This is a genomic window from Desulfofundulus luciae (assembly GCF_030813795.1).
GTDB classification, from domain to species: domain Bacteria; phylum Bacillota; class Desulfotomaculia; order Desulfotomaculales; family Desulfovirgulaceae; genus Desulfofundulus; species Desulfofundulus luciae.
This window is the reverse complement of record NZ_JAUSUX010000030.1, coordinates 1-23,669: the sequence shown is the minus strand read 5'-3', so window position 1 is coordinate 23,669 and position 23,669 is coordinate 1. Positions and strand designations below refer to the sequence as shown.

Below are 23,669 nucleotides of genomic sequence, written 5' to 3'. Positions count from 1 at the left end.
ACCTTTTTGTGCCCCATATTTCTGTTGTACCCATTAATTACCATATAATGGGGCAGATGGTTATTTATTTTTTCTACGCGATTTTCATGCTAAAAACAAAAAAATAACCCCTCGTGGGAACCAAATGGGCCTGCCCGTCGTCATATAAGTTTAAGGAAGCATCTACTCAAAAGCAAAGGATGATTTTATGACAGTAACCGGTAAAGACAGCGACTATGGACCGGCAGGTACAGGGGGCGCCGGCCTTCCGGCACCGGAAGGCGCGGAGATTACCCGCCGTTTACATGAGGTTACCCGCCGGCTGGGTGAAATGCAGGAAGCCATCGGGCGGGTGATTGTGGGGCAGCAGGAGGTGGTCCACCAGGTATTGATTGCCCTTCTGGCCGGGGGGCACGTGCTCCTGGAAGGCATACCGGGCCTGGGCAAAACGGTGCTGGTGCGCACCATCGGCCAGGTAACGGGCCTTACCTTCCGGCGCATCCAGTTCACTCCCGATCTGATGCCGGCGGACGTCACCGGCACCATGGTCTTTGAGGAACGGGGTAGCGGCGGGCCTTTTCGTTTTGTGCCCGGACCAATCTTCGCCAACATTGTGCTGGCCGATGAAATAAACCGGGCCACCCCCAAAACCCAGAGCGCGTTACTGGAAGCCATGCAGGAACGCACAGTAACCGTGGGGGGTACCAGCTACCCTTTACCCAACCCGTTCTTTGTACTGGCCACCCAGAACCCCCTGGAGATGGAGGGAACTTATCCCCTCCCTGAAGCCCAACTGGACCGGTTTTTATTTAAAGTGAACGTGCCCTACCCCACGGCTGAAGAGCTGGCGGTCATTGCGGCCCGGACCACCGGTGCCGTGGAGCCCCCGGTACCGGCGCTGCTTGAGCCCCACGAGCTCCTGGAGTGGCTGGGGCTGGTACGGCAGGTGGTGGTGGTTGAAGACATAATGAACTACGCAGTGCGACTGGTGCTGGCCACCCAGCCCGAAAACCCCCACGCCCCCGAGCGGGTGCGCCGTTTTGTCCGGTACGGTTCCAGTCCCCGGGGGTTGCAGGCCTTGATCCTGGGAGCCCGGGCCGAGGCCCTGCGAGAAGGCCGGCCCCAGGTGGTTTACCGGGATGTACAGCGGGTGACACCGGCCGCCCTGCGCCACCGTTTGATCCTGGGCTTCGAAGCGGCCGCAGAAGGAGTTACGGCCGATGACCTGGTTGCCGAGATACTGGCTACGGTGCCGGCGATATCATGACGTTATAATGGCGGAGGATTTATGAAATTCCAAAATCCTTCTCAGAACCCTGACCCGGCTCCCGGCAGGGCCTTGCTTGAGCCCGGCCTGGTGGCCCGCCTGGAAGGCTACCGCCTGGTGCGTTACCGCTCCGCCGGCGGTGAACCCGGCGGGGGCCGGCGTTCCCGCCATAAGGGGGGTACGGTGGAATTTGCCGACTACCGCCAGTATACGCCCGGCGACGAACCCCGCCGGGTGGACTGGAAGGCTTATGCCCGGTTTGGGCGGTTATACGTCAAGGAGTTTCTAGATGAACGGCAGGACTGCGTCCTGCTGCTGGTGGATACCAGCGCTTCCATGGATTATGGCGGGGAGGCCCACAAAGGGCGCTGCGCCCTGCAGGTGGCCGCCGGCCTGGGTGTATGTGCCCTGGCGGGCAATGACCGTTTGGCTGCCGCAGCCAGCGGGAGCCAAACGGCCCTCTTGCCCCCTCTGGGAGGGCGGGGGAGCATTTTTCGCCTGCTGCAGTTTCTGGAGGGATTGACTTTTGGAGGCGCTTCCGACCTGGCCGGGGACCTGCGTACCGCTTTAGCCAGGGCACCCCGTACGGGCAGCCTGTACGTCTTTTCCGACCTGCTGGATCTGGAGAAGGTGGAAAAAACCCTGCGCCTGGCGGCGGGCTACGGTTTGGAAGCGACCCTCCTGCACGTCATGTCTCCCCAGGAATTGCGGCCATGTTTGGAAGGGGAATGGGCGCTGGTAGATGCCGAGAGCGGGGCCCGGGTGGAGGTTTCCGTAACGCCCGCGGTGCTCCAGGCTTACCGGCGGCGCCTGGAAAACTTTATGGGGCAGCTGGACGACCTGTGCCGGCGCTGGGGAGCCCGGCGGGTGATGGTGGATAGCGGTGAGAGGCCGGCCAGCACCTTCTTCATTACCTTGACCCGGGCAGGGGTATTGCACCCGCGATAAAATCAAACAGTAGGGAATGCCTGCCGTAGCAAGCAAGGTACTAACTTCGGTTGTCGGATCGGACATGTTTTTCTACCCCCTGCCGGAGCTTTTGGGTTACCCGGGATATTTTCTGCAGACGGTTGAAACCGGAGGCGATTTGTTTGAGCTTTTTTCACCCCCTCTTTCTGTGGCTCGGCCTGACTTTACCGGCCATAGTGGCCCTGTACATATTGCGGCCCCGGCGCCGGGAAATGATTGTTCCGAGCACCCTTTTCTGGCGGGCCGCGCCATCCATTTTGGAGGCCAGCCGCCCCTGGGAGCGGCTGAAACCCCGGTTGTTATTGTGGCTGCAGTTGCTGGTGGCCGCATCCCTGACCCTGGGGGCTGCAGCGCCGGTGTGGTACCGGGGTTCCCCTTCCAAAAGCGTCATTGTACTCCTGGATGCTTCGGCCAGTATGAACGCTACTGATTTAGGGCAGACCCGCTTTTCCCGGGCATTGCGGGAAGTGGAGGCCCTGGCCGATAGCCTGGAGAAGGGGGCTACCATGACGGTCATTGTTTTTGACCGCCAGCCCCGGGTGGTGGTGCGCGAGTCTGCCGATTACCGGCAGGTGCACCGGGCGCTGCAGGGGCTCAAGCCGTCCTATTATCCGGGGGAGCTGGGGCCGGCCCTTTCCCTGGCCCGGGCACTGGGCCGCCAGCAGGACCGGCCCCGGATAGTTCTGGTGAGTGACGGTGGCCTGGCTCCGGTGAACAATGCCGGGGATCTGGAACTGGTCGCCGTGGGCAGGGATGGGGCGGCCAATGTGGCCCTGGCCGGTTTGCAGTTGCGCCCGGCCGGAGAGGGCCAGGCGGCCCAGGTAACGGTTGTTAACCATGGCGGGCGGGCGGCTTCCGGCCAGGTTTACCTGAGTGCCGGTCACCGGGAAATGAAGGCCCAAAAATGGCACCTGGGGGCGGGGGAAAGCACCCACCTGCTATGGCCCGGTTTACCTGCCGGGGTGCCGGTGGCGGCGCGCCTGGCCGTAGATGATGTCGGGATGGATCACCTGGCCCTGGACAACCGGGCCTGGGCGGTGCCCGAAAGCAACCACCGCGTGCGGGTTCTGCTGGTCAGCCGGGGAAATATCTTCCTGGAACGGGCGCTGGGTGTATTGCCGGGCGTTGAGGTATATAAATGCACACCTCAAGAATACCCATCCCTTTTGGGCGGAGCTTATAACTACGAGATCACCGTGCTGGACGGCCTTATTTCTCCCCTGCCGCCGGGGGCGGCGCTTTTCGTAAACCCCCCGGCAGGGGAGGTTGCCGGATTAAAAATAGGGGGCAGGTTTCATCCTCCGGCCCTGGCCGGGACGGAAGGAAATGTCATGCTCCGCTATGTAGATTTGTCCCAGGTACATATTGCTTCTGCCCGCGCCCTGGAAACCGGCAGCGGTTGGACTGCCGACGTAAATACTGCCGGAAAAACAGTGCTGGCCCACGGCCAGCGGCAGGGAAAACGCCTGGCGGCCTGGGGATTTGATTTGCACGATTCCGATCTGCCCCTGCGCCCGGCCTTTCCCCTACTCCTGCACAACGCCATCTCCTGGCTGGCGCCCCCTGACCTGGAACTGCCGGCGCAGGTTTACCCGGGCCGGGAAGTTGAGGTGGCCGCTTTGCCCCTGGCCCGGAGTATAGAGGTGGAGCCGGTTTCGCCGGAAGCCGTTTTTTTCCGGGGAGTTTCCTTTTCCAGTGTTCCCAATGAGAACAATTTAGATGATGGCAAGCGTGGTGTTTCGGTGGTGCTTGCCCCGCCCTTTCCACCTGTACCCTGGGTTCCTTCTGCCCCGGGGCTGTACCGCATTGTAGAGATCTGCGGGGACGGGGATTACTCCGGCGGCCGGATCAGCCGTCTGGTGGCTGTAAACGGCTACCATCCCCGGGAATCCGATCTGCGCGTGCGGGACCCCCGTTCCCGGCAGGGGGAGGAGGTAACCTCCACCGCCCCGGGGCCCCGCCCCCAATCCCTGGCTGGCCTTTTGAGTGCCCTGGCCCTGGCTGCGGTGCTGGTGGAATGGGGGGTGGCCAGCCGTGGGCGTTAGTTTTACCGAACCTTTATGGTGGCTGCCCCTGCCGGTAATTCTGGCCGCCGCCTGGTACCTGCGCCTGCCCTGGCTGCAGATGGCCCGGCTGGCCGGACGGGGGCCCTGGCGGCGGGAAATTTTCCGGGTCGCTTTTCGTTTTGCCATCCTGATCCTCCTTGTGGCCGTGCTGGCGGGGCCGCACCTGGTTAAGCCGGTGCAGCGGCAGGCCGTAATTCTGGCCCTGGACGCTTCGGCCAGCGTGGGGCCGGCCAGAAGTCACGGAGAACAGTGGATCCGGGAGGCCCTGGCAGCCAGGCCGGCTTCCGCCCTGGCCGGCGTGGTTGCCTTTGGCCAGCAGGCACTGGTGGAAGAACCCCCGGGGCTCCGCCCGGTGTTTCACCAACTGGGAACAGACCCCGGCATGGCAGGCAGCCGGGTGGGGGAAGCCCTGCGCCTGGCCGGGGCCCTTTTCCCCGAGGATGCCCGGCGGCGGGTGGTGTTGTTGTCCGACGGGCGGGATACCGGGGGTGACGCCGTGGCGGCGGCCCGACAACTACGGGAAGAAGGGGTGCGGGTGGATGTGGTGCCCCTGGGAGGCCCCGCCGGTCCGGACGTGCGAGTGGAAGCTTTAAAAGTCCCTCCCCGGGCCCGGGTGGGCGAAAAGGCTACCCTGGAAGTAGTGGTTACTGCCACCAGGGACACCCGGGCCACCCTTTATATAGACCGGGACGGGATGATGGTGGCCTCCCGGGAGGTGCAACTGCGGGTGGGGGAAAACCGCATCAGCCTCTCCGTTGATGCGGGTAGTGCCGGCCTGCACAGCTACCAGGCCCGCGTGGTGGCCGCCGATCCCGCCCTGGATGTTTTTACGGCCAATAACCGGGCCGGTGCGGTGCAACAGGTAAGTGGGCCGCCCCACGTCCTGGTGGTGAGTCCTGATATAAAAGAGACTGTTCCCCTGGTCCGCTCGCTGCGCAGCGCCGGAAAAGTAGAGGTCACGGTGGTAACCCCGGAAAGCGTGCCCGGGGGACTGGCCGCCTGGGCCCGTTACCAGGCGGTGTTTCTGGTTAACGTGCCTGCTTTCAGCCTGGGAGAAAAAACCATGCAGGAGATTGAAACTTATGTGCGGGACGGGGGTGGCGGCCTGGTTATGGTGGGCGGGCCCGACTCCTATGGTCCCGGCGGTTACGCCGGTACCCCGGTGGAACGGGCGCTGCCCGTGGAAATGCGCATTTCCGGCCGGGGAGAAATGCCTTCCCTGGGCCTGATGCTGGTCATTGATAAATCGGGCAGTATGAGCGGGGAAGCCGGCGGGGCGGATAAAATGAGCCTGGCCAGGGAGGCGGCTGCGCGCAGCATTTCCATCCTGACTAAAAAGGACCGGGTGGGGGTAATTGCCTTTGACAGCCAGCCCTGGCTGGTGGTGCCCCTGACGCCGGCGGATGACAGGGAGCGGCTGCGCCAGGAAATAGGGCGCATTTATGCCGGTGGAGGCACGGAAATCTTTCCGGCTCTGGCCAGCGCTTACGAGGCTTTAAAGGATGCCCCGACCCGGGTCAAGCACATCATCCTGTTGACAGATGGCATTTCGGCCAGCGGAGGGTCTTATCAGGAACTGGCAAGGGCGATGCAGGAAAAGGGCATAACCCTTACCTGTGTGGCCGTGGGTCCCGGGGCAGACGCCGGGATGTTAAAGGCTCTGGCCGAACTGGGCCGGGGGCGTTTTTACGCCACTGCCGATGCCGGAACCATTCCGGCCATATTTACCAGGGAAACGGTTATGGCCACCCGCAGTTTTGCTGTAAACGAACGTTTCTTTCCCCGGGCCGCCGCAGCCAGCCCCCTGCTCCAGGGTTTGGAAAAAGTTCCCTTCCTGGAAGGTTACATTACCACCACAGCCAGAGACCGGGCGGAAACGGTACTCGTCTCCCACCGGGGAGATCCGGTACTGGCGGCCTGGCAGTACGGGTTGGGGCGTGCTGTGGCCTGGACTCCCGACGCAGCCGGCCGCTGGAGCGCCGCCTGGGTTCAAAGTCAGGTTTTCCCCAGGCTCTGGGGGAATGTCCTGTCGTGGATCCTGCCCGCGGTGGATACCAGTCCGGTGCAGGTGCAGGCGGAAGTGATCAGCGGAGCGGAAGCAGCGGCGGCTGTACAGGGCGAGGAGCCTGCGGCAACTGCCGGGGGTACCCCGCAGGCCGGTGCCCCGGGTGATTCTGTTGTCCGCGTTACCGTGGATGATCCCGGGCACTGGCAAATGGTGCGCCGGTTTACGGACATATTGACCGGGCCTGATGGGGAGACCAGAACCTTCGATTTACATCCCGCCGGTCCCGGGAGATATACGGGGCAAACAGCGGTTGCCGGTTCCGGCGCGTACCTGGTGAGTATTACGGCAACAAATGGCGGCAGCCGTGCGCTGGTGGCTCAAACCGGCCTGGTGGTATCCTACCCTGCCGAATACCGGGAGACGGGGGTGGATCTGGACCGGCTGGAGGAGATTGCCCGGGCCGGCGGCGGAACGGTGCTGGCCTCCCCGGCGGAGGCCTTTGCCCCCAATTTACCTCCGGTTTGGGCCGGCCGGGATCTCTCCTCCCCACTGCTGGCCCTGGCCGCCGTGCTCTGGCTGCTGGACGTGGCCGGCCGCCGTCTGGTCATCGGCCCCGAAGAACGGGCGGCCTTGCGCCGGGCCTGGGCAACGGCATGGCGGCGGATGGCCCGGCGTGGCGGGTACGCCGCGGAACCTGCTCCCGCCTGGACCGGCCGCACCCTGGCCACTATAGAAAAGCTGGGTTTCCGGGCCGGCAGGAGGGATAGGACGGCTACCGGTGGCCAAACAGACGGTGGGGAAGAGGCAGGAAGTAAAGCGCCAGGTTGGCAGCAGGTTGCATACGATGCAGGCGGTGGGAAGCAAACCGGTTCGCTTCAAGAACGGGGAGATGAAGCTCTGGCCGGGGCAACCCGGGTTGCCGGACCTGTCCCACCGGGTGGTCGAATGCGGGCTGATTCCGGCCGGCGACCGGAGTTGGACGACCTGCCGGTTCAAGACGAGGGAGTGATCTCTCCCGGCCAACCCGGTTCTCCACAGGACACCGCCGCCAGGCTCCTGGCCGCCAAACGCCGGAGAAAAAAGTAGGTTGGGTGAGAAATAAATTGGCTATTTCAGCTCCGCCAGCCCCTGCGCCAGGGTCCTGGGTTTAAACCCGAAGTATTTTTCTACTGCATCCAGGTCCGTCACATTGTCCAGCTCCATTTGCTTTAACTCCACGGAAGTTACCGGCGGGTCGGGCAGCAGGCGCTCCATCACCGGGACCACAAAGCGCATCAGGGCCAGGGGGACGGGCAGCTTGACCCGCCGCCGGCCCCGGCTGGCCAGCCAGATCTCCAGCATCTGTCCGTAGGTCAGGTGCTCCGGCCCCCCGATTTCGTAGGTTTGTCCAACAGATCCCGGGTTGTTTAAGGCGAGGACGACGCAGCGGGCCAGGTCTTTGGCGGCGAGGGGTTGAAAACGGGAAGATGCCGCCGGAACCGGGGCAAAGGGCGGGGGGCTCATCCTTAAGGACTGGTCCATGCGGTCAAAAAAGCCGAAACCCCGGCCGTAGAGCACTGAAGGACGGAAGATGGTCCAGGCCAGGCTGCTCTGGCGCACGGCTTCTTCACCCAGCCACTTGGAATAGGCGTAGCGGTAGGCCGGGTCCGGGCGCACACCCAGGGCGCTCATGTGAACGAACCGCCGGCAGCCGGCCTTTTCGGCGGCGGCAACCATGTTGCGCGTGCCCTGGACGTTGATGCTTTCAAAGGTAACCGGTCCCTTTTCCCGGATTACCGCCACCAGATGGATCACTGCCTCAGCGCCGCGGCAGGCTTCATCCAGGGAAGCCGGGCCGGTAACATCCCCGGTGTAGAACTCGGGCTCGTTACCCAGCAGGGAGCGGGCTTTTCCCCTGTTTCTCACCAGGCAACGCACCCGGTGACCTGCCTGCAACAGTGCCGGGACTATGTGCCGGCCCACCAGCCCGGTAGCTCCGGTAACCAGAATCATATGCTGCACCTCCGTGATCATCCGTTTTCCGGCAATTCCAGCCCGCGTTCCCGGTGATATGGAAGGTGGCAAAGAATAATTTTTTCCCGGAGTCCGTCCAGTATAGAGAATAATCGGGGATGGCGGGAGTACCATTCTGCGGGTACCTTCAATGTTCGCTGCCGTATGGCGGCGGGCATGGCAAGAAGTTCCTCCTGCCACAATTCAGCCGGGATTACGTCTATCAACCGCTCCCGGGGCTGCCACAGGTTCACCAGGGGGGATGCGGCGTAGCGCACATCCCGGGGTGAGTAGCCGAACAGCGTACAGGTGCGGAATATTTCCTCCAGGTTGGTAGGAATGTATTTATTCCGCGTATATTCCTCTTCCAGGATGGTTTCCAGGTAGCCCGGAGTGACGGGAAGAGGTTGAGTGAAAGCCGGATTAAAGCTATAGCCTTCTGGTGCATTTCTGCTGGAGGAAGAGTGAAGCACCAGTACCCCCGTTCCGTGGCCACCGTTGTTCTTACCCTCAAGACATTGCGGGCCAGTATCCGTGCGCCAGAGGGGATAACTGTGCCGTAACAAACTGGTGGGTCCAGCACTCCCCGTATGCACGACATCGCATGCGGGAGGTCCCGCTGGATCGATGTCCCCACCAATTATTAACAACCAGGGGCCGGGTTTTTTCCCCAGTGACAGTATTTCTCTTTCTAGCCGGTCCCGGTCCCCGTGGGTGAACAGGGAGTGATAAACCACAACCGGGCATCCGGGCAGAGCCGGTTTGAGTTCGCGGGTGATTTGCCTTGCCTCCCGGGTGGAAGGGGTATAGACCAACTGCCTGAGACCCAGGCGGTAGTATTCCCGGATCAGATCCGGCTGTTTGCCCTGGCAGCAGATTAACCCGAAGAGAGGCTTGTTGCGCCCGGTAAAGTGATCTTCCACCATATAACCCGCACCGGCCAGGTGTTTTTTAAATGCCGGAGCCATCAGCGTGTCCAGGATTATATGGGGAATCTTCATTTCCCGCAGCAGCGCCAGGGCGTCCAGGGTATAATGAAAGGCCGGGCTCGGCGGTTCCGGCAGCCCGTCTATAACCACTACCGCTTGCATCAGGTTGCCCAGGATGTAATCGGCCTGGCGCAAGCCGTGGACCAGGGAGAAGACCAGGTGGTCCAGGGTAGCTACCGTTACCGGGCAGGCAAAAATACTTTCCCGGGAATTGGTTGCCGTACCGTTGAACCGGCTGTTGTTAGTTTCCGGCGGCGCCCCCCAGAGGTAAGGGTCATTTCCGTAGTAGCTCGTAGCATGCACCAGGGCCACCCGTTCGGCACCCCAGAAACGGGCCAGCCGCTGACCGGTAAAGCCGGAGGCAATTTGTCCCGGGCGGATCCATACCAGCTTTTCCCTGGATCTTTCCCGGCCCAGGGTCGTGGCCCGGGCCAGGGCCAGCGTTATTCTTCCGGTGCCCGGGGGTGCCAGGAGCAGCACAAACCCATTACCACCGGCTGCCGCACCGGTTGCGTTAACCGCCGCCGCGGTAAAAGGCGGCCGGTCAATGGCCAGGCGGTCAAAGGCTGATTTGGGGCCATAATTTTCTGCACCCCCGTCTGGTGGACCAACCCTGTGCCTTAATAGTGCCCCGCAAACCGTCCCGCCGGTCAGGGCGGCCTGGTGAAAAGCCCGGCTGGCCTGGCTGTCACAATACTTTAAAAGGGTAATGGCAAAACAGTACAGGGCCTTGGTTCGGGTGGCTTTGCCCCACCGGCTTACCCCTTGCTGGAGCCGGGCTACTTCCCCCTGCAGCCTTTCTCTCAAGCCGGTTTCGACGATGTAAGCAGGAGGGCGGAAAACCGGCCGGGCGGAAAGGGGAAAGATATCCTTAAAGTGACGAGCATACAGGTCCTGGTAGCTTTCCAGGTAATCTTTTACCTGCTCAATCAAGTAGTTTACCCGGGGGAGCAGTTCAAAGCTGTAGTAAAGGTGGTCGAAAGGCTGGGTGTGGTGGGTAAGCACCAGTATCCTTACCAGAAGATTGTACTCCGGCGGCAGATCCGTTTCCACCAGGGGCAGGCTGAAAAAGGTATGGGAAAGCTCCCGGCTCAGTTCTTCTTTGACCAGCCGTTCTTGAAATTCCCGGGTGGCCTTGCCGATATCGTGTAAAAACAGGGCGAAAAAAAGGATCTGGCAAAAATCTGTAAAGGGCAGATTCTGCTCATCAACCAACCTCTGCACTGCCGGGCGGTGTTCCCGCAGGTAACGGGACAAGACAATCAGGGCATCTTCCGTGTGGCCTGCGAGGGTTTGATATACATCCACGCCCGCGCGCTTTTTGGCCAGGAGGGATACAGGCATGGTCGAACTCCTTCTTAATGAAAAAATTTTTACTACAATATTACTCTAGAGGGTAAATGAAAACAAGGGTAATGTGCAATCCAGGAAGGAATTGAGGAACGAAAAACCGAAAAACTACATAATCAAAAGGGGAGAATTTCTACTACTGAAGTATCCCCATTTTTCACCTGTTCTGGCTTGCGAGGCTCACCGGATCGAGCGAGAGTCAAAGCAGGCTAAGTAGAAAAGTGGGGATAAGCTCAAATTTCCACTACAGAAGGGGAGGAGTCAAGACCTTGGAGCGGATCTGGGCACCGTGGCGAACGGTATACATCGGCAAGCATAAAGAAGAAGGATGTATTTTTTGTGAAAAGTTACGGTCCACGGAAGACGAAGCCAATTACGTGCTCCTGCGGGGGCAGGAGACCTTTGTTTTGCTCAATCTCTATCCCTATACCAACGGTCACCTGCTTATTGCTCCCAACAGGCACGTGGGGGAATTGACGGAACTTACGGAAGGTGAATTGCTGGAGCTGGGCAAAATGACCCAGGGGGTGGTTTCCCTTTTGAGGGCGGCCTTTAACCCCGACGGCTTCAACATTGGGGTCAACCTGGGCAAGATTGCCGGCGCCGGTGTACCGGGCCACTTCCATATTCACGTGGTGCCCCGCTGGGCCGGAGACACCAACTTCATGCCCGTCCTGGGGGATGTGCGGGTTATTTCCGAAGCCCTGGACACGACCTATTGCAAGCTTAAAGAAGCTCTGGCCGGGAAAAAGGCCTGACGCGTGAACCGGACGGAAACGACGGTGCGCTGGTCCCAGGGAGGCTCAGGTGCAGCACTGCAGTGAGCGGGAACCAGCGCACACTCTTTTTCGATTAGCACTCCATTCCCGGATAGGGACGGAGCACTCTTTCTTCGATGTCGCTTAATGAGGCACATCCGGTGAGAATCATGGCCTGTTTCAGCTCACCGGTGAGTTTCTCCAGGACAAACTTTACCCCTTCGGCGCCGCCGCCAAAGGCTCCAATCACCAGGGGCCGGCCCACCAGCACCGCGTCAGCTCCCAGGGCCAGCAGTTTCAACACGTCAGCTCCCGAGCGTACGCCGCCGTCGGCCAGAATGGTCACCCGGCCTTTTACGGCCCGGGCAATGGCCGGCAATACCTCGGCCGCCCCGGGAGTATGGTCCAGGATGCGCCCGCCATGGTTGGAGACCACAATAGCCGCCGCTCCCGCATCGGCCGTCAGTACGGCTTCATCCACGGTCATAATACCCTTAACGATAAAGGGCAGGCGGGTGGCCTTGACCAGTTCCTTGAGTTCATCAACTGTCTTGGGCCCCACCGGTTGTCCGAACAGGGCCATGGTCACCAGGCCCGCGCCGTCCACGTCCACGCCCACTGCCGGGGCACCGGCTTCTTCCGCCCGGCGTATGCGCTCAATGACGGCCTGTTGCTCCCGGGGCTTAATCACCGGGATACCGTGCCCCCCTTCTGCAGCAATGGCTTCCAGGCCGGAGTTGTAATATTCCGGGTCGCCGCCGTCCCCCGACATGCCCAGGGTGCCGGCCTGGCGGGCCCCGGCCATAATCATGCCGATGAACTCCCGCTCGGTGAGGGCACCCCCCATGTTATAGGTAACTCCGGTCATGGGCGCGGCAAGAATGGGGGTGGACAGTTCTTTGCCAAAAAGGGTCAGGCTGGTATCCGGATTTTTGGCCCCGTGAAGCGTGCGCAGATTTAAGCGGTAACGGGCCAGGGCTTCTATGTTCGCCTTAAAGGATGCTCCCGTACCGGTTCCGCCCATACCCGGGACTTCCCCGGCACAGGCACGGCCATCACAGATCGGGCACGCCCGGCAATACCCTTTCAGTTTTTCCCGGGCCGCCTCCCGCAACTCTTTCCAGTTCATAACAGCAATACCTCCTGTCTTCTAGTGATCAGACCATATTATAAACTTCACCTTTCTTTTGCGTTTTCCTGCTTTTTTAAAAATGCGGGGCCCAGGCGACCAGGGGCAACTCAAAGATGTGGGCAAAATCGCCGTTTGCCGGGCGGACCCTGACGGTATAGCCCACGGTGCCCTGGGGCAGAATGAGATTGCCCCTGTAAAGGTATGTCCCTTCAGGTGTTTGTCCCGTCATGGTCATGGCTGTTTTATTTATGTTACATAACTGCCCATTGGAATTTATTAAACAAAAAGCGCCGGGCATGTGCTCAAAGCTGTCGAAACATTTTTCGTCCACCCTGCCGTAGACTATCTCCACAGTAACGTCTTCCGGTGAAAGGGAGCCCAGTTGCACCACGGCTTCGATGGGCAGCGGTTCCCCTACCCCCATGGCCTGGGTGTCCCCGGCCTTCACGGATGTAATAGCCACCCGGGGCCAGTTTTCCTTGAGCCTTTCTTTAAAGGCGGCTAAATGCCGTGCGGGTTCGTAGTTGTTACGGCCGAAGTGCAGGTTCCGTTCGATGGCCGGCACATAAAACTGCTGGCAGTATTCTTTAACCATTCGTTCTGTGTTAAAAAAGGGCGGGATGGTTTGCAGGGATCGTTTCATCAGCTCGATCCAGGCCCGGGGTATTCCCTTTTGATCCCGGTCGTAATACATGGGAATAATGGTTTCCTCCAGCAAGGCAAAAAGGGAGTAGGCATCATCCCGGTCCTGGGTTTCGTCATCGTGGTATTCCCTGGTTTCTCCCACGGCAAAACCGTTTTCCCCGTCGTAGGCTTCGGGCCACCAGCCGTCAAGGATGCTGCAATGAATTACCCCGTTTACGGCGGCCTTTTGACCGCTGGTGCCGCTGGCCTCCAGGGGGCGGCGGGGAGTGTTCAGCCACACATCCACTCCCTGCAGCAGGGACCGGGCCAGGGCGATGTCGTAGTCTTCCAGAAGGACCACCCGTCCTTTAAAGGGTTCCTGGTTGGTCAGTTCATAAATTTGTTTGATCAGCTCCTGCCCCAGGCGATCTGCGGGATGAGCCTTCCCGGCAAAGATGATCTGGATCGGGCGCACCGGATCGGTTACCAGCCGGGCCAGGCGCTCCTTGTCCCGCAGGAGCAGGTTGGCCCTTTTATAGGTGGCAAAACGGCGGGCAAAGCCAATGGTCAGTATTCTGGGGTCCAGGTATTGCTCCACTTCCCGGACACGCAGCGCCGGTTCCTGGTTGCGCAGCCGCTGGCCGCGCAGGTTGTCCCGGGCGATACGGATCATTTTTTCTTTTAACCGGCAGTGTACCTCCCACAGTTCTTCAGCCGGGATGGCCGAAACTTGTTCCCAGGCTTGCCGGTTGCAGCAGTTCTGCCGCCAGTCGGCTTCCAGGTAACGGTCGAACAGTTCCTGCAATTCCGGGGCGAGCCAGCTACCGATGTGCACCCCGTTGGTGATGGAGGAAACAGGTATTTCCTCCATGGGTATGCCGGGATAGAAGCGGCGGAACATTTGCCTGGTTACCTGGCCGTGCAGCTTGCTTACCCCGTTGCAGTAGCTGGAAAGACGCAGGGCCAGAAGGGTCATGTTGAATACCTTTTGCTCATCATCCCACCCCAGGGCCAGAAAGTCTTCCCGCTCCATATTCAATTGACAGTATAAATGATTAAAATATTTATCGATCATTTCGGCGCTGAAAACATCGTGTCCGGCAGGAACGGGGGTGTGGGTGGTAAACAGGGTGCCCGCACGCACCGCCTCTACGGCGGCATTTACCGGTACCCCGGCCTGAACCAGCTCCCGGATCCTTTCAATAAGCAGGAAGGCGGCGTGGCCTTCGTTGATATGCCAGGCCAGGGGGTGAATGTTCAAGGCGCGCAGTACCCGCACGCCGCCAATACCCAGCAGGATTTCCTGGCAAATACGTGTTTCCCGGTCGCCACCGTAGAGCTGGCCGGTTAAAGCCCTGTCGGCCATGTTATTACGGGTCACATCGGCGTCCAGGAGGTAAATGTGTACCCGGCCCACCTGCATCTGCCATATTTTCAGGTATACGGTCCGGCCGGGGAGTTCCACGGGAACATACAGCGTGCTGCCGTCGGGATGGGTTACTGGGGTGATGGGCATCTGGTAAAAATTTAAGTAGGGATAATGGGCTTCCTGCCAGCCCTCCCGGTTAATGCGCTGGGTGAAGTAACCATTTTTGTATAACAAGCCTACACCTACAAAGGGCAGGCCCAGGTCGCTGGCCGACTTGCAGTGATCCCCGGCCAGCAATCCCAGCCCGCCGGAATAGGTGGGGTGGGATTCATGGACGCCAAACTCGGCGGAGAAGTAGGCAATAACGTGGTTATTGTGTTCGGGGTATTGACGGTTAAACCACGTTTGAGCGGTCATGTACTGGTTCAGGTCTTCCATTACCTGGTTGTAGAGCAGAAGGAAAGACTCGCTTTTCGCTACCCTTTCCAGCTGATCCTGGCTGACGTTGAGCAGGAAACAGACGGGGTTGTGTTTTACTTCCTCCCAAAGGGAACTGTTGATGCGCCGGAAAAGTTCCTGTGCCTGGGGGTTCCAGCTAAACCAAAGGTTCCGGGCCAGCTCACCCAGGCGGGAGATTTTTTCCGGCAGTTTCGGTGCTACAGTAACAGTACGAATGAAGTACATACTCCGTTACCTCCTTAATTTGTGGGACCAACCTGTTACGTTTTTCGGCCCCGGTGAGGTATTAGGTATTCTATTTTCGTGTACAGGTACGATATTCCTCATGAGCGGTGTATTTCCTTTCCTTTAAGTAAAATTTAATTAAACGGCCTGTTGTGTCTTGGGCAGGATTTTAACGATGCTATAGCTAATATTAAGGATGGGAATTACATGCCAAGGAGTTGCTGCCATGTTATACCAGAGTACCAGGGGAAATAGCCAGCCGGTGAGTGCCGCCGGAGCCATCAAGCTGGGCATTGCTCCCGACGGGGGGCTGTTTGTGCCCGACCGCCCGGTCTATGTGACTGCCGGCGAGCTGGCCTTGATGGCCGGAATGAGTTATCAGGAACGGGCGGCAAGCATACTGCAATTGTTTCTAACTGACTTCACCTCCGGCGAGATCAAGGATTGCGTACAGGGAGCCTACGACCGGGAAAAGTTTGACGTGCCGGAAGTTGCCCCGCTGCAAAAACTGGATGAACACCTGTACGTGCTCGAGCTGTGGCACGGTCCCACCTGCGCCTTCAAGGATATGGCCCTGCAAATACTGCCCCGGCTTTTGCCCCGGGCGGTAAAAAAGACGGGTGAAGATAGGGAAATTGCCATCCTGGTGGCCACCTCCGGCGATACGGGTAAGGCCGCCCTGGAAGGTTTCCGGGATGTGCCCGGCACCCGTATCATTGTCTTTTTCCCGGCCCGGGGGGTCAGTGAAGTACAGCGCCTGCAGATGATAACCCAGGAGGGCTGCAATGTCCACGTGGTGGCGGTGGAGGGGAACTTTGACCAGACCCAGAGCGGGGTGAAGGCAATTTTCACCGACCCCGCGGTAAATACGGCCATTGACCGCCGGGGCTACCGCTTTTCTTCAGCCAATTCCATTAACTGGGGGCGACTGGTGCCCCAAATTGTTTATTATTTTTCAGCCTATGCGGATTTGCTGGCCAGAGGGGAGATCGCTTCCGGCGAAACCGTGAACTTCGTTGTGCCTACAGGTAACTTCGGCAATATCCTGGCCGCCTTTTATGCCCGGCGGATGGGGCTGCCGGTCAAACGGCTTATCTGTGCGGCCAACCGCAACAATGTTTTGACGGACTTTATCCGTACGGGCACCTATGACCGCACCAGGGAATTTTATCGCACCATCTCCCCTTCCATGGATATCCTTATTTCCAGCAACCTGGAGCGTCTGCTTTATGAGGTTACCGGTGGTGATGCCGCGCGGGTGCGGGAGTGGATGGGGGCGCTGCAAACTACAGGGCGCTACCGGGTGGACGGTGAAACGCTGGAAGAGATCCAGACCGTTTTCTGGTCCGATTTTGCCGGTGACCCGGCCACCATGGAGACCATCCGCAATACTTACCGGCAGTATGGTTACCTGATGGACACTCATACCGCCGTGGGCAAGTATGTTTATGACCGCTACGTCGAGGCTACCGGGGATACCGGTAAGACGGTGATTGCCTCCACGGCCAGTCCCTTTAAGTTCAATCAAAGCGTGGCCACGGCCATCCTGGGGGAAGATGCGGTACGGGGAAAAGGGGAATTCGAGCTGCTCGAGATCCTGTCCCGGGCCACCGGGCTGCCCATACCCAAAGGGTTAAAGGACCTGGATAAAAAACCGGTGCGCCATACCCTGACCGTGGCACCGGAGGAAATGAAACGGGTGGTGCAGGAACTTTTAACCCGGCGAAAGTAAATATTCAGTGAACCCTGCTGGATGCGGTCCAGCACTCACTAAAACGTGACTCCGCTCCTGGTGTTTCAAGTTTAATTGACACATCTGGTTTTAAGAAGACCTGGTATCCCAGTGAGTGCTGGGTCCCCGCTCACCCAGCTTGGTTGCATCGAATGGCCACTGATGTTGTCAGTGAATCAGGAGGGAACCTGGCATGCCCGTAATAGACCTGGCCCGGCTGCTCGTCAACCTGTCCCTGGCCCTGGATTTCTCCCGCCGGGGTTTAATGCGCCATCACCAGCGGGTGGCCCTGGTTGCCCTGCGCATTGGTGAGGCCGCGGGGATATCTTTTGAGGAGCGTTTGGATCTCTTTAAAGCGGCAATTATCCACGATGCCGGAGCGGTTACCTGGCCCGAAAAGGATGCCCTGGAGGCCTTCGATATCCGGGATCCCTGGGAACACTGCTGGCGGGGCTATCAATTTGTTTCCGATGTGGACATTTTAGCCCCCGCCGCCGAAATCATTCTCTCCCACCACGATCGCTGGCGGGGAGACAACCCTTCCGGCAAGGCGGGGGCCAGCATCCCCCTGGCGGCCCGGATTATTCACCTGGCCGACCGGCTGGATGTTTTGTTGACCGACCGGGAATACATCCTGGATCAAAGAGAGCCCATTATCAAGCAGATTCAATTGTTATCGGGAAGATTTTTTGACCCCGACCTGGTGGAGATTTTCATGCGCCTGGCCAGGGCGGAAAGCTTCTGGTTGGATATTACGGCCCCCTGTCTGACCGAAAATTTACTGGGCCTGGTGGGAAGACAAATTTTTATTGTCGATCTGACCTAACTGATGCCCGTGGCCCGGCTTTTTGCCCGGGTAATTGACGCTAAAAGCCCCTTTACCCACCGCCATTCCCGGGGAGTGGCCGCGGTGGCCCGTCACATGGGGATGGGTGAGGGGGAGTGCCTGCTGATGGAAATGGCGGGCTTGCTGCATGACCTGGGCAAGTTAACCGTGCCCGAGGACATTTTAGAAAAACCCGGGCGTTTGACCGAAAAGGAATTTAACCGGATCAAGCAGCATACTTATTATACTTACTGGCTGCTCAAGCCCTTCGATGACCGGCTGTCCCTGGCCCGGTGGGCGGCCTACCATCACGAAAAACTAAACGGTCAGGGCTATCCTTTCCGGCTGGCAGATTCCCAGCTATGTTTGGGATCACGGATTATGGCAGTAAGTGATATGTTTACGGCTTTAAAAGAGGACCGGCCTTACCGCCCCGGCCTGCCCTGGCACCATATCGAACGCATTATCGGCAACCAGGTGCAGGAGGGAGCGCTGGACGGCCGGGTGGCGGGGGCTCTATTTGACAGCCGGCGGGAGCTGGAAGAACTTTGGGATGAGATAACTTACAAGCGTTAACCCAAAAAACTAGATAAAGTATTCGAAAATAAAAAATTTTTTTCACCCTACTTGGAGGTATCAGGTATCTAATGACGAAGTGTTTTTGTAGCCAGGAAGGTGGCAAAAAAATGTCTTATCCTCCCTTAGCGGAACTGGCGGCCAGGCTGGAACGTTTTCAAGAGGTTTTGCGCGTCCAGGGCATGGATGGCGCCCTGCTCCTGCAGGGGGCGGATCTGGTTTATTTTTGCGGCACAACCCAGAGTGCCCACCTGTACGTCCCGGCCCGGGGGCGTGCCCTTTTCATGATCCGCCGGAGCAAGCAGCGCATTGATCCCGCCCTGGTGCCGGCGGAAGTGGTGCCCCTGCGCAGGCCGGAAGAAATTCCGGAGCTTTTGGCTGCCCGTGGCCTGGCGATGCCTGAAGTGCTGGGCATGGAACTGGACGTGCTGCCGGTCAACCTGTTTCGCCGCTACGAAAAAATTTTCCCCGGCCAAATTGTGGACTGTTCGCTCCAGATCAGGGAATTGCGGGCTGTAAAGTCGGCATACGAGATCGGCCTTTTGAAAGAATCTGCCGCCATGATGGACGGCGTATTCGCCCGGATTCCGGAAATGCTCCGGGAGGGAATGGGCGAGCTTGAGCTGGCCGCCCGGGTGGAGGCGGCGGCCCGCTGTGCCGGCCATATGGGGCTGATCCGGGTGCGGGGGTTTAACCAGGAGTTCTTCTGGGGCTGCCTCCTGGCCGGACCCAGCGGGGGGGTGCCCAGTTACTTTGACAGCCCCCTGGGCGGGCCCGGTTTTACGCCGGCCTTTCCCTTTGGCGTAGGCAAACACCCCATTGTTCCCGGCGACCCGGTGATGGTTGACTATGTAGGGGTGGTCAACGGCTACCAGGTGGACATGACCCGGGTTTTTGCCCTCGGGTACCTGCCTGAAGACCTGTTTAAAGCCCATGAGACGGCGGTAGGCATCCAGAACGCCCTGGTGGCGGCGGCCCGGCCGGGAGTAACCGGCGGGGAACTGTACGAACTGGCTCTGGAGATGGCTACCGGGGCCGGTCTGGCGGAACACTTTATGGGCTGCGGCGACCAGGTGCGTTTTGTGGGGCACGGCATCGGCCTGGAATTGAACGAGCTGCCCGTGCTGGCCCGGGGGGTGAAGGAAAAGCTGCAGGCGGGTATGGTGGTGGCCATAGAACCGAAATTTATTTTCCCGGGCCGGGGGGCGGTAGGCATTGAAAATACCTTTGTGGTCGGGGAGCAGGGGCTGGAGAGGTTAACTACATTCCCGGATGAAGTGGTAATTGTTTAGATGTTAATAGCAGCACCTGAGCGGATCTGGTTAGGAGTGGTTCGGGTCAAAGAAGGATTTTGAAACTGTGAAGAGAATACTATAAAAAGTTTTGTTTATCGCTTTAAAAATTTAATATTATAAAATCATACTGTTCAGTGGAGGTTCCTTATGACGGGCTCAGTATTAAAGATAGTAATTGCCGATGATGACGAGCCCATCTGCAACCTGTTGAGCGATATACTGGGCACATTCGAGGGTGTCGCTGTCGTCGGCAAGGCCAGCAATGGCAGGAATCTCCTGAAACTGGTAAAGGATACCGGGCCGGACGCCGTTTTTCTCGACATCCAGATGCCCGGGCTTGACGGCCTTTCGGCTGTTCACCAGCTGCAAAGGCAGCACCCCGGCGTCTTTATCGTTTTCATCACCGCCTACCCCCAGTATGCCGCCGAAGCATTCAACCTGGACGCCGTTGATTACCTGATCAAGCCCCTTAACCGGGAACGAATTGGGCGAACACTTGACAAGTTAAAGCGCTTCAAAGAGATGCGAACCGCCGGGGGTAAAGATCACCGGCCGTACCCCGGGCCGGGCGGCAGCTCAAAAAGCGGGCCTGATTGTCGTACAAAACTTACCATCAAAAGCGGACACGGGATTATCGTCATAGACACGGACAGCATTTTTTTCGTAGAAAAAGTGGGCAAAAAGTGCGTCATCCATACGGACTCCGGACTCTACGAAACATCGGAGGGGCTTTCCCTTCTCGAGGGAAGGCTTGACCCCGCCCGGTTCTTTCGCTGCCACAAAAGTTTCATTATCAACATCGACCGCGTGGAAAAGGTTTTACCCTATGCGGACCGCGCCTACGAAGTGACTTTCCGTAACTACCCCGCCAGGGTAACCATGCGCCGGGAGAAATTTGAGGCCTTTTGCCTCATGATTCAGAAGTGAAGAAAAGCAAATACTCCGTCGTTCTGCTGGCTTTTTTCCAATTGGTCCTGCTGGTCGCCATCTTTGTGCTGTACCTCCTCCAGCATCCGGTCCAACCCGCTCAAACATCGAAACACCTGCTCGTTCTTGGCTCCTTTGCCGGCAGCATAGCCCTCAACTTTTTCATCGTCGCCAGGATGGTCAAGGTTTACGAAAAAGAGGCCCTCCTTTCCGCCCGGGAGGCCATGGCCCAAAGCTTCGTCAGCCTCGCCGGCTCCATCAAGGTCCAAAACCAGGATTTTAATCTCTATATCGAGGAAATTACCAATTTAGTCCAACAGGAACGGTGGGAAGACCTCTCAAGCTACCTCGAAAATGTTTGTGCTAAAATAACCTTTTTAAACAACGTCCTCAAGGTGGACAACGCCATCGTCGGTGCCCTGTTGAAGGCGAAGGTTTCCGAGGCGGATGTGAAGCGCATCAGGCTGGATATCGACATTTCCGCCTCCCTGGCCGGCCTGGGCTCAAAGGCGGTCGATCTGGCCCGGATCATCGGCAACCTGGTGGACAATGCCTTTGACGCGGTTCTTCCTCTGGAGGAATCCGAAAGAATTGTCTCGGTGAAGATCCACCGTTCCGGACCTCTTTTGGAATTGGAGGTAAGCAACCGGGGTCCGGCCATCGTTCCGGAGACGCTGGAGAAAATTTTCGAGCCCGGCTATACCACCAAGGGAGAAGGGCACAGCGGCCTGGGCCTGCATATAGTCAAAACTCTGGCTGAAAAGCTGATGGGTACGGTGCGGGTTTTTACGGACGAAACGAACGGAACGCGGTTTGTGGTGATGTGGCCGGGGGTGTAGCATGTAAGGACGGTGGTGGTGAATGGGCACCGGTTTGGCCGCGACACTGCTTCATTACGGATTGTTTCTCTATAATTTTATCATCGAGAATGTAGTTTTTTTAGCGCTGGCCTTGACCCTTAACGGATATGACATTAAACAAAACTGGCGGCGGGTTTTGTTGGTGGGGACAATTTTTGGAATTGCCGGTGTAGTATTTTTTCACCTTCCCCAGACGTTCCGAATCACTCTGCTATGGGTCTTCTTCTTTTGGACAATAAAGTTTTTTTTCGGCTTTACCATTCAAAAGTCGGTTTTAGTTACCTTCAGCGTTTTAACTGTTGCTTTACTAGCCGAAAGTACAGCATTTTTTATTTTAGTCTACCTTATCGGCGTTACCCCGGCCAGTTACTTTGCTTCGTTTAAGATCCGCGTGATTTGCCCGCTGGCATATGTTATTCCTTTGGCGATACTTATTTACGTTAGCTACCGGCGGCGTTGGCGCATCTTTAAGGAGACCGGCCGTCTCAACATTCCCGTGGGGACCTTCTTACCTCTGCTCATGCAGATGTTTCTGATCTACATTGCGGTCAACGAATTCTTCTCTGCCGCGCGTTTTGATGCATCTACCCAAAAATTAATGGCGCTAATTTTTGCTCTTCTGACAATATCATTGTTCCTATCACTTTTCTTAACCTGGCGTGTCCTGCGCTTTGCCGAGCGGGAAGCCGTTGTGGCCGCTCAGGAGAAACTGGCCGAGGAGATGCGCTGGGAAATTGATATCCTTAGAGGCCAGCGCCACGACTTTATCAACCACGTCCAGATCATTACGGCCCTCCTCAGTGAGGGGCGGAAGGAAGAACTGGCAAGGTATGTGAAGGCATTAAAGGAGGGCCTCCTTACTTAACTTTAAAAGACCGAACAAACTCAGGAAAACATGGTCCCGGGTATCCATTCTCTCGGGTTTGCCTGAGCTTTTCGCCTCGCTATGTTTGACTTGCCCGGCACTCACTGACATAAGGCACCTGTGTATGGGACTGTAGCCGAATGTGGTTATCACTCTCCAAATCATATCTCTGATTACAGTGAGTGCTGGGTCGAGCCGCTCACTATTAAGCCGGAACAGGCTGAAAGCCGGGGATTTTTCAGCCGGCGGGCGGTGATTTTCCAGCCATGAGTGGACTCAACCCGCTGTTTATCCATCTTATTCTCCACCTCTATCACGGGCTGATCGTTGTTGGAGTTGCACTGGCTTTGGGTTTAATCCTTAATGGATACGATATTAAGGAAAACTGGCAGAAATTTGTTATTGCCACTTTAATTTTAGGAATTGCATTTGAACTTTTTTATTATTTCCCTCAATTATTGCGAATTGTCTTGCTGGTAATTACATTTTTGGCTTTTTTTAAGTTTTACTTTGGCTTTAGTATCGCAAGGACCTTCTTTGTTGGTTTTACTTTATATTTTATATTCTTAATGGGTGAGGTAACTTTTTCCATTGTTCTTGTCTTTGTTTTCAGAATTCCGATGAGTGTTTACTATGCTTCTCCCCTGATTCGCCTGGTATTTCCTCTTTATAACATCCCTTTTGTCATTCTTGCTTACCTTGGCCACAGGCGACGCTGGACTATTTTTCGTATTAGTGATCAGGTTAAAATGCCCTTTCAAATGGTCTTGCCCCTTCTCATCCAGGTTACTTTGCTTTCATTTACCTTATCTGAGTTAATCGTATTTGCACGGCCACGCCCTTCTACACTGGTACAAGAAGCCGTTACCATATTCACCCTGCTTGTTTCAACGCTGCTCTCCTTTTTTTATATTTGGCGCATCCTCCGCTTTGCCGAGCGGGAGGCTGTTACGTCCGCCCAGGAGAAACTGGCCGAAGAGATGCGCCGGGAAATCGACGCCCTTAGAGGCCAGCGCCACGACTTCATCAACCACGTTCAGATCATCACGGCCCTCCTCAGTGAGGGACGGAAGGAAGAACTGGCAAAGTATGTGAAGGCATTAAAGGAAGATTATCGCCCCGGGGGTTCAACCCCCCAGGGCAATTAACTAGGAAAGGCTTCCACTGGCCAGAATCAATATAACCAGAAGGACTATCCCCAGCCCCAGACTCCAGCCGATAAGCTTTTTCTCCGCCGGCATGAGCTCTACATACTGTTCTTCTTCAGGAAGCGGCTTTTGTAATGCAGGTTCCGGCATCTAAATCCCCCCTAAACTTCCATGATAATTTTTATCACAACCCACGAATGAAAATCGAGTCAGCTAGACTTTCCATTACCAACTTTTTCTGCCATACTGGAAG

The 23,669-nt window shown here is 57.7% G+C and carries 18 protein-coding genes; 13 read left to right on the top strand and 5 right to left on the bottom strand.

Annotated elements, in window-relative coordinates:
- Positions 1 to 187 precede the first annotated feature (187 nt).
- The 4 genes from J2Z49_RS13145 to J2Z49_RS13130 all read left to right on the top strand — a co-directional run bounded on the left by J2Z49_RS13145 (position 188) and on the right by J2Z49_RS13130 (position 7,375).
- Positions 188 to 1,246 (top strand): AAA family ATPase, encoded by a 1,059-nt coding sequence (locus J2Z49_RS13145; RefSeq protein WP_307403404.1) that lies wholly within the window; start codon positions 188 to 190, stop codon positions 1,244 to 1,246.
- Between the two features lie 21 nt (positions 1,247 to 1,267).
- Positions 1,268 to 2,194, top strand: coding sequence for a DUF58 domain-containing protein (locus J2Z49_RS13140; protein WP_307403403.1), 927 nt, complete (start codon positions 1,268 to 1,270; stop codon positions 2,192 to 2,194).
- A gap of 143 nt (positions 2,195 to 2,337) precedes the next feature.
- Positions 2,338 to 4,260: a vWA domain-containing protein gene (locus J2Z49_RS13135; RefSeq protein WP_307403402.1), complete on the top strand. Its 1,923-nt coding sequence runs from the start codon at positions 2,338 to 2,340 to the stop codon at positions 4,258 to 4,260.
- Positions 4,250 to 7,375: a VWA domain-containing protein gene (locus tag J2Z49_RS13130; RefSeq protein ID WP_307403401.1), complete on the top strand. Its 3,126-nt coding sequence runs from the start codon at positions 4,250 to 4,252 to the stop codon at positions 7,373 to 7,375. The genes J2Z49_RS13135 and J2Z49_RS13130 overlap by 11 nt, the downstream gene beginning before the upstream one ends.
- 21 nt (positions 7,376 to 7,396) lie before the next feature.
- Here the strand turns inward: J2Z49_RS13130 and J2Z49_RS13125 are convergent, their stop codons facing one another.
- Positions 7,397 to 8,302 carry an SDR family oxidoreductase gene (locus tag J2Z49_RS13125; RefSeq protein WP_307403400.1) on the bottom strand — a complete coding sequence of 302 codons (906 nt, stop codon included), beginning with the start codon at positions 8,300 to 8,302 and terminating at the stop codon, positions 7,397 to 7,399.
- Complete coding sequence (locus J2Z49_RS13120) at positions 8,299 to 10,614, bottom strand: CRISPR-associated endonuclease Cas3'' (protein ID WP_307403399.1); 2,316 nt, start codon at positions 10,612 to 10,614, stop codon at positions 8,299 to 8,301. Before J2Z49_RS13120 ends, J2Z49_RS13125 begins: the two co-directional genes overlap by 4 nt.
- Before the next feature lie 275 nt (positions 10,615 to 10,889).
- Here J2Z49_RS13120 and J2Z49_RS13115 point away from each other — a divergent pair, with 275 nt between their 5' ends.
- On the top strand, positions 10,890 to 11,378 hold the full coding sequence (locus tag J2Z49_RS13115; RefSeq protein ID WP_307403398.1) for an HIT family protein: 489 nt from the start codon (positions 10,890 to 10,892) through the stop codon (positions 11,376 to 11,378).
- 94 nt (positions 11,379 to 11,472) lie between these two features.
- Here the strand turns inward: J2Z49_RS13115 and J2Z49_RS13110 are convergent, their stop codons facing one another.
- The gene (locus tag J2Z49_RS13110; protein WP_307403397.1) at positions 11,473 to 12,507 is read right to left on the bottom strand and encodes an alpha-hydroxy-acid oxidizing protein; all 1,035 of its coding nucleotides are present in this window, start codon (positions 12,505 to 12,507) and stop codon (positions 11,473 to 11,475) included.
- Positions 12,508 to 12,583: 76 nt separating this feature from the next.
- Complete coding sequence (glgP, locus tag J2Z49_RS13105; protein ID WP_307403396.1) at positions 12,584 to 15,187, bottom strand: alpha-glucan family phosphorylase; 2,604 nt, start codon at positions 15,185 to 15,187, stop codon at positions 12,584 to 12,586.
- Positions 15,188 to 15,413: 226 nt separating this feature from the next.
- On the opposite strand from glgP, the gene thrC reads away from it, so the two are divergent.
- The 8 genes from thrC (at position 15,414) to J2Z49_RS13065 (ending at position 23,416) form a co-directional block, all read left to right on the top strand.
- Positions 15,414 to 16,919: a threonine synthase gene (gene thrC, locus J2Z49_RS13100; protein ID WP_307403395.1), complete on the top strand. Its 1,506-nt coding sequence runs from the start codon at positions 15,414 to 15,416 to the stop codon at positions 16,917 to 16,919.
- Between the two features lie 193 nt (positions 16,920 to 17,112).
- Positions 17,113 to 17,745, top strand: coding sequence for an HD-GYP domain-containing protein (locus J2Z49_RS13095; protein ID WP_307403394.1), 633 nt, complete (start codon positions 17,113 to 17,115; stop codon positions 17,743 to 17,745).
- Between the two features lie 3 nt (positions 17,746 to 17,748).
- Positions 17,749 to 18,321, top strand: a complete 573-nt coding sequence (locus tag J2Z49_RS13090; protein WP_307403393.1) for an HD-GYP domain-containing protein — start codon at positions 17,749 to 17,751, stop codon at positions 18,319 to 18,321.
- 110 nt (positions 18,322 to 18,431) lie between these two features.
- Positions 18,432 to 19,613 (top strand): M24 family metallopeptidase, encoded by a 1,182-nt coding sequence (locus tag J2Z49_RS13085; RefSeq protein ID WP_307403392.1) that lies wholly within the window; start codon positions 18,432 to 18,434, stop codon positions 19,611 to 19,613.
- Between the two features lie 150 nt (positions 19,614 to 19,763).
- The gene (locus tag J2Z49_RS13080) at positions 19,764 to 20,543 is read left to right on the top strand and encodes a LytR/AlgR family response regulator transcription factor (protein WP_307403391.1); all 780 of its coding nucleotides are present in this window, start codon (positions 19,764 to 19,766) and stop codon (positions 20,541 to 20,543) included.
- Positions 20,540 to 21,382 (top strand): sensor histidine kinase, encoded by an 843-nt coding sequence (locus J2Z49_RS13075; RefSeq protein WP_307403390.1) that lies wholly within the window; start codon positions 20,540 to 20,542, stop codon positions 21,380 to 21,382. The genes J2Z49_RS13080 and J2Z49_RS13075 overlap by 4 nt, the downstream gene beginning before the upstream one ends.
- 22 nt (positions 21,383 to 21,404) lie before the next feature.
- Positions 21,405 to 22,268: a Spo0B domain-containing protein gene (locus J2Z49_RS13070; protein WP_307403389.1), complete on the top strand. Its 864-nt coding sequence runs from the start codon at positions 21,405 to 21,407 to the stop codon at positions 22,266 to 22,268.
- 266 nt (positions 22,269 to 22,534) lie between these two features.
- The gene (locus J2Z49_RS13065) at positions 22,535 to 23,416 is read left to right on the top strand and encodes a Spo0B domain-containing protein (protein WP_307403388.1); all 882 of its coding nucleotides are present in this window, start codon (positions 22,535 to 22,537) and stop codon (positions 23,414 to 23,416) included.
- On the opposite strand, the gene J2Z49_RS13060 is transcribed toward J2Z49_RS13065, so the two are convergent.
- Entirely contained in the window at positions 23,417 to 23,566 is a 150-nt protein-coding gene (locus J2Z49_RS13060; protein ID WP_307403387.1) for a hypothetical protein, read from the bottom strand.
- Positions 23,567 to 23,669 lie beyond the last annotated feature (103 nt).

What these genes read in the sequence shown, in the direction of transcription:
- J2Z49_RS13120 (WP_307403399.1), bottom strand. Translation starts at nt 10,614, where the DNA reads ATGCCTGTATCCCTCCTGGCCAAAAAGCGCGCGGGCGTGGATGTATAT.
- J2Z49_RS13080 (WP_307403391.1), top strand. Translation starts at nt 19,764, where the DNA reads ATGACGGGCTCAGTATTAAAGATAGTAATTGCCGATGATGACGAGCCC.
- J2Z49_RS13085 (WP_307403392.1), top strand. Translation starts at nt 18,432, where the DNA reads ATGTCTTATCCTCCCTTAGCGGAACTGGCGGCCAGGCTGGAACGTTTT.
- J2Z49_RS13060 (WP_307403387.1), bottom strand. Translation starts at nt 23,566, where the DNA reads ATGCCGGAACCTGCATTACAAAAGCCGCTTCCTGAAGAAGAACAGTAT.
- thrC (WP_307403395.1), top strand. Translation starts at nt 15,414, where the DNA reads ATGTTATACCAGAGTACCAGGGGAAATAGCCAGCCGGTGAGTGCCGCC.
- J2Z49_RS13125 (WP_307403400.1), bottom strand. Translation starts at nt 8,302, where the DNA reads ATGATCACGGAGGTGCAGCATATGATTCTGGTTACCGGAGCTACCGGG.
- J2Z49_RS13110 (WP_307403397.1), bottom strand. Translation starts at nt 12,507, where the DNA reads ATGAACTGGAAAGAGTTGCGGGAGGCGGCCCGGGAAAAACTGAAAGGG.
- J2Z49_RS13145 (WP_307403404.1), top strand. Translation starts at nt 188, where the DNA reads ATGACAGTAACCGGTAAAGACAGCGACTATGGACCGGCAGGTACAGGG.
- J2Z49_RS13095 (WP_307403394.1), top strand. Translation starts at nt 17,113, where the DNA reads ATGCCCGTAATAGACCTGGCCCGGCTGCTCGTCAACCTGTCCCTGGCC.
- glgP (WP_307403396.1), bottom strand. Translation starts at nt 15,187, where the DNA reads ATGTACTTCATTCGTACTGTTACTGTAGCACCGAAACTGCCGGAAAAA.
- J2Z49_RS13140 (WP_307403403.1), top strand. Translation starts at nt 1,268, where the DNA reads ATGAAATTCCAAAATCCTTCTCAGAACCCTGACCCGGCTCCCGGCAGG.
- J2Z49_RS13070 (WP_307403389.1), top strand. Translation starts at nt 21,405, where the DNA reads ATGGGCACCGGTTTGGCCGCGACACTGCTTCATTACGGATTGTTTCTC.
- J2Z49_RS13090 (WP_307403393.1), top strand. Translation starts at nt 17,749, where the DNA reads ATGCCCGTGGCCCGGCTTTTTGCCCGGGTAATTGACGCTAAAAGCCCC.
- J2Z49_RS13065 (WP_307403388.1), top strand. Translation starts at nt 22,535, where the DNA reads ATGAGTGGACTCAACCCGCTGTTTATCCATCTTATTCTCCACCTCTAT.